Raw genomic sequence first — 8,526 nt, forward strand, 5'->3', positions numbered from 1 at the left:
TTCGTGTGTGTTCAGCAGCAGCGGAAGCCCTCGCGGGGGTCCGCCTCGCGGGCGTCCGTGCGAGCCCGCTCGAACTCGCGGCGGGTCGGGACCGCGGCGTGCGGGTCGTGGGAGCGGGCGTGGGCGACGTGGCGGTCGTACGCCGCCTCGCCCGAGAACTCCCGTACGTAGTACCGGGCCCGCTCCAGCGCGCTGCGCAGGCGGCTCATCAGGCCACCGGCTCCTTCGGGCGTCCGCCGCCCGAGTCGAGGCCCGCCGCGGCGAGCTCCGCCCGCTCCTCGGCGGTCGGGACGAGCCCGGCCGGGGCGATGATCTTCGACTCGGTCCACGGGACCTCGGAGAGCCTCACGGACTCGGGGCTGCTGATGGCCTTGAAGCACGTCCGGGCCGCGTCCGCCAGCACGATGATGATCAGGATCGCGAACAGCGCCGACAGCGCGCCGTCCACCGTGGCGTTGGTGACCACGGTGTGCATGTCGTCCATGTTCTTCGCGGGCGGCAGCACCTTCCCCGCGTCGATCCCGGTCTGGTACTTGTCGCGCTGCGCGAAGAAGCCGACCTTCACGTCCTCCGAGAAGATCTTCTGGTAGCTGGCGGTGAGCGTGACGGCCACGTCCCAGGCCAGCGGAACGCCCGTCACCCAGGCCCACTTCAGCCGGCCGGACTTGACCAGCAGCGTGGTGCAGACGGCCAGGGCCACCGCGGCCAGCAGCTGGTTCGCGATGCCGAACAGCGGGAAGAGCTGGTTGATGCCGCCGAGCGGGTCCTTGATGCCGACCCACAGGAAGTAGCCCCAGCCGCCGACGACGATCGCGCTCGCCAGCCAGACGCCCGGCTTCCAGCTGACGTTCCTGAAGGACTTGTGCACGTTGCCGAGGGTGTCCTGGAGCATGAACCGCCCGACGCGGGTGCCCGCGTCGACCGTCGTCAGGATGAACAGCGCCTCGAACATGATGGCGAAGTGGTACCAGAAGGCCTTCATGCCGGCGCCGCCGATGACGGCCGAGAAGATCTCCGACATTCCGAGTGCGAAGGTCGGCGCGCCGCCCGTACGGGACAGCAGGCTGGCCTCCTCGACGTCCTTCGCCGCCTGCGCGAGGGCGTCCGGGGAGATGGCGAAGCCGAAGTTGGTCACGGCCGCGGAGGCGGTCTCGACCGTGGTGCCGATGACACCGCCGGGGGAGTTGACGGCGAAGAAGAGGCCGGGCTCGATGATGGTGGCCGCGATCATCGCCATGATGGCGACGAAGGACTCGGTCAGCATGGCGCCGTAGCCGATGACCCGGACCTGGGTCTCCTTCTGGATCATCTTCGGGGTGGTGCCGGAGGAGACCAGCGAGTGGAATCCGGACAGGGCGCCGCACGCGATGGTGATGAAGACGAACGGGAACATAGAGCCGGCGAAGACCGGGCCGTCGCCGCGGGTCGCGAAGTCGGTGACCGCGGGCATCTTCAGGGTCGGCATCGCGATGACCACGCCCACGGCGAGCAGGGCGATGGTGCCGACCTTCATGAAGGTGGAGAGGTAGTCGCGGGGCGCGAGCAGCATCCACACCGGCAGCACCGACGCGACGAAGCCGTACGCGATCATCCAGATGACCAGCGTCTCCTTCTCCAGGGTGAAGGTCCCGGCGAGGGAGGACTCGGCGACCCAGCCGCCCGCGACGATGGCGAGCAGCAGCAGCGCGACTCCTATCACCGAGACCTCGGTGACCCGGCCCGGCCGCAGCACGCGGAGGTAGAAGCCCATGAAGAGGGCGATCGGGATGGTCATGCCGATGGAGAAGACGCCCCACGGGGAGTGCGCGAGCGCGTTCACGATGACCAGCGCCAGCACGGCCAGCAGGATGATCATGATGGCGAACACGGCGACCAGGGCGGCGGCTCCGCCCACGGGGCCGATCTCGTCCCGCGCCATCTGGCCGAGCGAACGCCCGTCACGGCGGGTGGAGAAGAACAGGGTGACCATGTCCTGGACGGCGCCCGCGAAGATCACGCCGGCGACGATCCAGATGGTGCCCGGCAGGTAGCCCATCTGGGCGGCGAGCACGGGACCGACGAGCGGGCCGGCGCCGGCGACGGCGGCGAAGTGGTGGCCGAAAAGCACCCGCCGGTCGGTGGGGTGGAAGTCGACACCGTTGTCAAGGCGTTCGGCGGGGGTGGCGCGGGTCTTGTCCACCTTCAGGACGCGGTGGGCGATGAAGCGCGCGTAGAAGCGGTAGCCGATCGCGTACGAGCCCAGCGCGGCGGCGAGCAGCCAGGCGGCCGAGATCTCCTCGCCGCGGGAGAGCGCCAGGACGCCCCAGCCGATGGCCCCGACGAGTCCGACGAGCACCCATACGGCGATGGATTTCGGCGAAGGCGAGCCCGGCGTGCTGCCCGGACTCGCCATGTCCCGTTCTGTACCAGTAGCTTGTGGTTCCGGCATGGCTCTCGTCCCCTCGTCGATCACTGCGTGAGCGCAGGGAATCTACGGGGGATTGCCCGGTGAACGTAAGACCCCGTCCGTATTCCGGTATCGGGCAACGAGTGTTAGACCGCAGGTCGCTTGAGCCTGGCCACGAACTTGTACCGGTCTCCGCGGTACACCGACCGCACCCATTCCACCGGTTCCCCATCGGCGTCCAGCGAGTGCCGGGAGAGCATCAGCATCGGCAGGCCGACGTCGGTGCCGAGCAGGCCGGCCTCGCGCGGGGTGGCGAGCGAGGTCTCGATCGTCTCCTCGGCCTCGGCGAGGTGCACGTCGTACACCTCCGCGAGGGCCGTGTAGAGGGAGGTGTACTTGACCAGCGAACGGCGCAGGGCCGGGAAGCGCTTGGCCGAAAGGTGGGTGGTCTCGATGGCCATCGGCTCGCCGCTGGCCAGCCGGAGGCGCTCGATGCGCAGCACCCGACCGCCGGTATTGATCTTGAGCAGGCCGGCGAGCGTGTCGTCGGCCGTCACGTAGCCGATGTCCAGCAGCTGGGAGGTCGGCTCCAGCCCCTGCGCCCGCATGTCCTCGGTGTACGAGGTGAGTTGGAGCGCCTGGGAGACCTTGGGCTTGGCGACGAAGGTGCCCTTGCCCTGGATGCGTTCCAGCCGGCCCTCGACGACAAGCTCCTGGAGGGCCTGGCGGACGGTGGTCCGCGAGGTGTCGAATTCGGCCGCGAGCGTGCGCTCCGGCGGCACCGGGGTGCCGGGCGGCAGTGTCTCGGTCATGTCGAGCAAGTGCCGCTTGAGTCGGTAGTACTTGGGTACGCGCGCCGTGCGAGTGGCTGCCCCGCCTTCCGGCTCCGTGATCGCCCCTTCGGTGGCCATCGCCGCCCGCCTTCCCGACTCCAGTTTCGCTGCCGTCACCGGCTCCTCCGATATGTGCGGTCACATCGTGACACGTACGGGGGGACAGGCCTTCTCTCTGTCCAGGTGTCGGTCCGATAACGGACCGAGCACCCGCTCATTAGACCCTTGACACCCCTAAAGGTCTAGGCCAAGCTCCAGCTACTGGTCTAAACCAATGTGGATCAGATCCCGGCCCCACGGGCAGTACTCGGTACGTACGTCACCGCGGCGGGCGAGGGAAGTTGCAGGCAGCATCCCTGAGGAGGGTGGCGTGAAGCGCAAGCTCATTGCGGCGGTCGGTGTCGTGGGAATGATGGTCGGTGTCGCGGCGTGCGGCAATGGCGACGACAAGCCGAAGGCCGACGCGTCGGGTGGCGCCAAGGAGATCACCGTCTGGGTGATGGACGGCTCCGCACCGAAGGCCTGGCTCGACGAGGTCAACAAGGAGTTCTCGGCCAAGCACCCCGGTGTCACGGTCAAGGTCGAGGAGCAGAAGTGGACGGGGATCCAGGAGAAGGTCACCACGGCCCTCTCCGAGAACACCCCGCCGGACGTTCTCGAGCTCGGCAACACCCAGACCGCCGGCTACGCGGTCACCGGCGGCCTCGCCGACCTGACGGGGGACAAGGCCAAGCTCGGTGCCGACGCCTGGGCCAAGGGCATGATGGCCTCGTCCGAGATCGACGGCAAGCTCTACTCCGCCCCCTGGTACGCCGCCAACCGCGTCGTCGTCTACGACAAGAAGGCCTTCGAGAAGGCCGGCGTCACCCCGCCGAAGACCCGCGACGAGTGGGTGGCCGGCCTGGAGAAGCTGAAGGCGGCCGACCCGGCCACGCAGCCGATCTACCTCCCCGGCCAGAGCTGGTACGTCCTCGCCGGCTTCCTCTGGGACGAGGGCGGCGACCTCGCCGTCAAGGACGGCGGCAAGTGGAAGGGTGGCCTCGGCACCCCGCAGGCCGCCTCCGCCATGGAGTTCTACAAGAAGCTGCAGTCCTTCTCCACCGCCCCCAAGGACAAGGACGAGGCCACCCCGCAGCAGTCCACCGACATCATCCCCAAGGGCGGCGTCGCCTCCTGGATCGGTCTCGGCTGGGAGGCCTCCGGAGCGGAGAAGGCCCTGAAGGACGCGGGCAAGGAAGCCGACTTCGGCTACTTCCCGATCCCCGGCAAGACCGCCGACAAGCCCGGCACCGTCTTCCTCGGCGGCTCGAACCTCGCCGTGGCCGAGCGCTCCAAGAACAAGGAGCTCGCCAAGGAGTGGCTGGCCCTCGCCGCCGGCAAGGACCAGATGACCAAGTACGCCACCGAGACCAAGGGCGCGGTGCTCCCGAACCAGCCCGGCGCGAACTTCACCCCGGCCGCGGGCTCCTTCGCCGAGGCGATGGGCAAGGCCGGCGCCAACGGCAAGATCACCCCGGTCACCGCGGGATGGGCGAACGTCGAGACCGAGCCCAACCCGATCAAGGAGTTCATGACCAAGGTCCTGAAGGGTGAGGACGCCGCCAAGGCGGGCGCGGACGCGGACAAGGAAATCGCGAACCGCATCAACAAGTAACGCGCCCCACGAGCAACGCCCCACTGCGCAGCACCTGAAGCCGCAGTACCCGCACGACCCAGCAGTGTGAACGCACCGGGGGGTGCGGCAGGCGCCGGACGCCTGCCGCGCCCCCGGTCGCGCATTTGACTCCACAGTCAACCGCGAGGAAGCCAAACCATGACCGTGCACTCCCAGGGAGCGGCGACCAGCGCTCCACAGGACGCACCGCAGAAGACCGCCGGACGGCCCGCGGCGCCCACCACCCCGGCCGGCCCCGGCCCCGGCCCCACGTCTCCTCGCGGGGGCAGACGGTCACTCCCCTCGGGGTGGCTGCCCTACCTGCTGATCGCACCCGCGGTGCTCAGCCTCGCGACCCTCCTGCTGTACCCGCTGATCAAGAACGTGATCCTGTCCTTCCAGGACATCAACAAGATCGAGTTCATCCAGCGGAAGTACCCGTTCGCGGGATTCGCCAACTACACCGAGCTGCTGGGCGACTCGCGCTTCTGGACCGTCGTCCTCCGCAGCTTCGCCTTCACCGCCGCCAACGTCGCGCTGATCATGGTGCTCGGCAGCCTCATCGGGATCCTTCTCAACCGGCTGGGCAAGAAGATGCGCCTGGTCCTGTCGATGGCGCTCGTGATGGCCTGGGCCATGCCGATCGTCGCCTCGGTCCAGGTCTTCCGCTGGCTGTTCGACGAGCAGTTCGGCGTCATGAACTGGGTGATGCGCACCGCCGGCTTCTCCGGCTACGAGCAGCACAACTGGATGGAGACCGGCCTCTCCACCCTCGTGATCATCACGATCCTGGTGGTCTGGGGCTCCATCCCCTTCGTCGCCCTCAACATGTACGCCGGCCTGACCACCGTCGGCGCCGAGCTGTACGAGGCGGCCCGGATGGACGGCGCCAACGGCTGGCAGACCTTCTGGAAGATCGTCTTCCCGAACCTCAAGCCGTTCTTCCTCATCACCACGTTCCTCGAGGTGATCTGGGTCTTCAAGGCCTTCACCCAGGTCTACGCGATGAACAAGGGCGGCCCCGACCGCGCCTCCGAGATCCTCCCGGTCTTCGCCTACGTCGAGGGCCAGAGCCAGGCCCACTACGGCCTCGCCGCCGCGATCTCCGTCCTGACGATCCTGATCCTCGTGATCGTCATGTCCTTCTACTTCCGCCTGATCCTGAAGCAGGAGGAGGAGCAGTGAGCACGACCTCCGCCCCGAAGCCCCCGCAGCAGCTGCGCACCCGCCGGCCGCTGCGCCCCGGGACCGTCGCGAAGAACCTCGGCGCGCTCCTGCTGGCCGCGCTCTTCGTCTTCCCGGTCTACTGGATGTTCTCCTCGGCCCTCAAGCCGTCCAGCGAGATCCTCACCAAGGACCCCGTCTTCGTCTTCACCCCGACGCTGGACAACTTCACCAAGGCCACCGGCGTCACCAACTTCTGGACGTACGTCACCAACAGCGTCCTGGTCACCGTCGGCGCCGTCGTGCTGGCCCTGCTCGTCGCCCTCGCCGCGAGCTTCGCCATCGCCCGTATGAGGTTCAAGGGCCGCAAGGGCCTCGTCCTCACCGTGATGATGGCCCAGATGGCCCCCTGGGAGGTCATGGTCATCGCGATGTACATGATCGCCCGCGACGGCGAGATGCTGAACAGCCTCCCGCTCCTCACCGCGATCTACTTCGTGATGATCCTCCCCTTCACCATCTGGACCCTGCGCGGCTTCATCGCCGCCGTCCCGGTGACCCTGGAGGAGGCCGCCCAGATCGACGGCTGCACCCGCGGCCAGGCCTTCCGCAAGGTGATCTTCCCCCTGCTGGCCCCCGGCCTGATGTCCACCTCGCTCTTCGGCTTCATCACCGCCTGGAACGAGTTCGCGATGGTCCTGATCCTCAACAAGGACAAGACCGCGCAGACCCTCCCGCTGTGGCTGACCGAGTTCATGACCGCCTTCGGCAACGACTGGGGCGCCACCATGGCCGCCTCCTCGCTCTTCGCGGTCCCGGTCCTGCTGATCTTCATCTTCCTCCAGCGCAAGGCCGTCGGCGGCATGACCGCCGGCGCAGTGAAGGGATAACGGCACCATGACTGTCCTTGCGCACCGCGTCGATACGGTGACCCGAGACGCCCTCGCGGTCCTCCAGCCCGGCTTCGAGGGCACCACCGCCCCCGCCTGGCTGCTGCGCCAGGTCCACGAAGGCCTCACCGCCGTCGGCCTGTTCGGCCGCAACATCGCCTCCGCCGAGCAGCTCGCCGCGCTGACCGCGCAGCTGCGCACCGAGCGCGACGACGTCCTGGTCGCCATCGACGAGGAGGGCGGCGACGTCACCCGCCTGGAGGTCCGCGGCGGTTCCTCCTTCCCCGGCAACCTGGCCCTCGGCGCCGTCGACGACACCGCCCTCACCCGCGACGTCGCCCGCGAGCTGGGCCGGCGCCTCGCCGAGTGCGGGGTCAACCTCAACTGGGCGCCCTCCGCGGACGTCAACTCCAACCCGGGCAACCCGGTCATCGGTGTACGGTCCTTCGGCGCCGACACCCACCTCACCGCCCGGCACACCGCCGCTTACGTGGAAGGCCTCCAGGCCGCCGGCGTCGCCGCGTGCACCAAGCACTTCCCGGGGCACGGCGACACCAACGTCGACTCCCACCACGCGCTGCCCCGCATCGACGTGGACCTGGAGACCCTCCAGGCCCGCGAACTCGTCCCCTTCAAGGCGGCCATCGCGGCCGGCACCAAGGCCGTGATGAGCGCGCACATCCTGGTGCCCTCCCTCGACCCGACCCGCCCGGCCACGCTCAGCCCGCAGATCCTGACCGGCCTGCTGCGCAAGGAGCTCGGCTACGAGGGCCTGATCGTCACCGACGGCATGGAGATGAACGCCATCGCGGGGACGTACGGCATCGAGCGGGGTTCGGTCCTGGCCATCGCGGCCGGCGCCGACGCCATCTGCGTCGGCGGTGGACTCGCCGACGAGGGGACCGTGCTGCGGCTGCGCGACGCGCTGGTCGCGGCCGTACGCGAGGGCACCCTCCCGGAGGAGCGGCTCGCCGACGCCGCCGCCCGGGTCCGGGCCCTCGCGGAGTGGACCCGCCTGGCCCGTCCGGACGCGCGACCGGAGGGGAGCCGCGCGTCCGGCATCGGCCTGACCGCCGCCCGCCGGGCCGTCACCGTTACCGGTTCGGCTCCGGCGCCCTCCGCCCCGTACGTGGCCACCCTCGCGCCCGTCGCGAACATCGCGGTGGGCGACGAGACGCCGTGGGGAGTGGCCGCGGAGCTGGCCGCGCTGCTGCCGGGCACGGAGGCGGGCGTCTACCCGGAGGGGGCCCCGGCCGAGGACATCCTCGCGGCGGCGGGGGACCGTACGGTCGTCGCGGTGGTCCGTGACGAGCACCGGCACCCGTGGATGGCGGAGATCGTGAACGCCCTGATCTCGGCGCGGCCGGACACGGTGGTGGTGGAGATGGGCCTCCCGATGGCTGCGCCGCGGGGGTCGCTGTACGTCGCCACGCACGGAGCCTCGCGGGTCTGCGGACGGGCGGCGGCGGAGGTCATCGCCGGGGCGTAGCCCGGGGGTTGCCGCTGCGCGGGGCTTTCCCCCACCCCGCCCCTTCCCGAAACCGGGGGCTCCGCCCCCGGTCCCCCGCGCCTCAAACGCCGGCGAGGCTGGACCTATCC

7 protein-coding genes are annotated in these 8,526 nt (G+C 69.5%); 4 read left to right on the top strand and 3 right to left on the bottom strand.

The features are described from left to right. Positions 1-11: 11 nt before the first annotated feature. The 3 genes from ACFTXQ_RS33570 to ACFTXQ_RS33580 all read right to left on the bottom strand — a co-directional run bounded on the left by ACFTXQ_RS33570 (position 12) and on the right by ACFTXQ_RS33580 (position 3,297). Positions 12-209, bottom strand: a complete 198-nt coding sequence (locus ACFTXQ_RS33570; RefSeq protein WP_382648489.1) for a CstA-like transporter-associated (seleno)protein — start codon at positions 207-209, stop codon at positions 12-14. After that, on the bottom strand, positions 209-2,392 hold the full coding sequence (locus tag ACFTXQ_RS33575; RefSeq protein ID WP_382648492.1) for a carbon starvation CstA family protein: 2,184 nt from the start codon (positions 2,390-2,392) through the stop codon (positions 209-211). The genes ACFTXQ_RS33570 and ACFTXQ_RS33575 overlap by 1 nt, the downstream gene beginning before the upstream one ends. 140 nt (positions 2,393-2,532) lie before the next feature. Then, positions 2,533-3,297, bottom strand: a complete 765-nt coding sequence (locus ACFTXQ_RS33580) for a GntR family transcriptional regulator (protein ID WP_362393062.1) — start codon at positions 3,295-3,297, stop codon at positions 2,533-2,535. A 292-nt stretch (positions 3,298-3,589) separates the two neighbouring features. On the opposite strand from ACFTXQ_RS33580, the gene ACFTXQ_RS33585 reads away from it, so the two are divergent. From ACFTXQ_RS33585 to ACFTXQ_RS33600, 4 genes are all read left to right on the top strand, one after another. Further along, positions 3,590-4,873 (top strand): extracellular solute-binding protein, encoded by a 1,284-nt coding sequence (locus ACFTXQ_RS33585; RefSeq protein ID WP_382648495.1) that lies wholly within the window; start codon positions 3,590-3,592, stop codon positions 4,871-4,873. A gap of 159 nt (positions 4,874-5,032) precedes the next feature. After that, positions 5,033-6,058, top strand: coding sequence for a carbohydrate ABC transporter permease (locus ACFTXQ_RS33590; protein WP_382648498.1), 1,026 nt, complete (start codon positions 5,033-5,035; stop codon positions 6,056-6,058). Further along, entirely contained in the window at positions 6,055-6,927 is an 873-nt protein-coding gene (locus ACFTXQ_RS33595; RefSeq protein ID WP_382648501.1) for a carbohydrate ABC transporter permease, read from the top strand. Before ACFTXQ_RS33590 ends, ACFTXQ_RS33595 begins: the two co-directional genes overlap by 4 nt. Positions 6,928-6,934: 7 nt before the next feature. Beyond that, positions 6,935-8,416: a glycoside hydrolase family 3 protein gene (locus tag ACFTXQ_RS33600; protein WP_382648504.1), complete on the top strand. Its 1,482-nt coding sequence runs from the start codon at positions 6,935-6,937 to the stop codon at positions 8,414-8,416. Positions 8,417-8,526: the final 110 nt, after the last annotated feature.

Origin of the sequence: Streptomyces sp. NPDC057010 (genome assembly GCF_042673805.1) — a bacterium.
Lineage (GTDB): Bacteria > Actinomycetota > Actinomycetes > Streptomycetales > Streptomycetaceae > Streptomyces.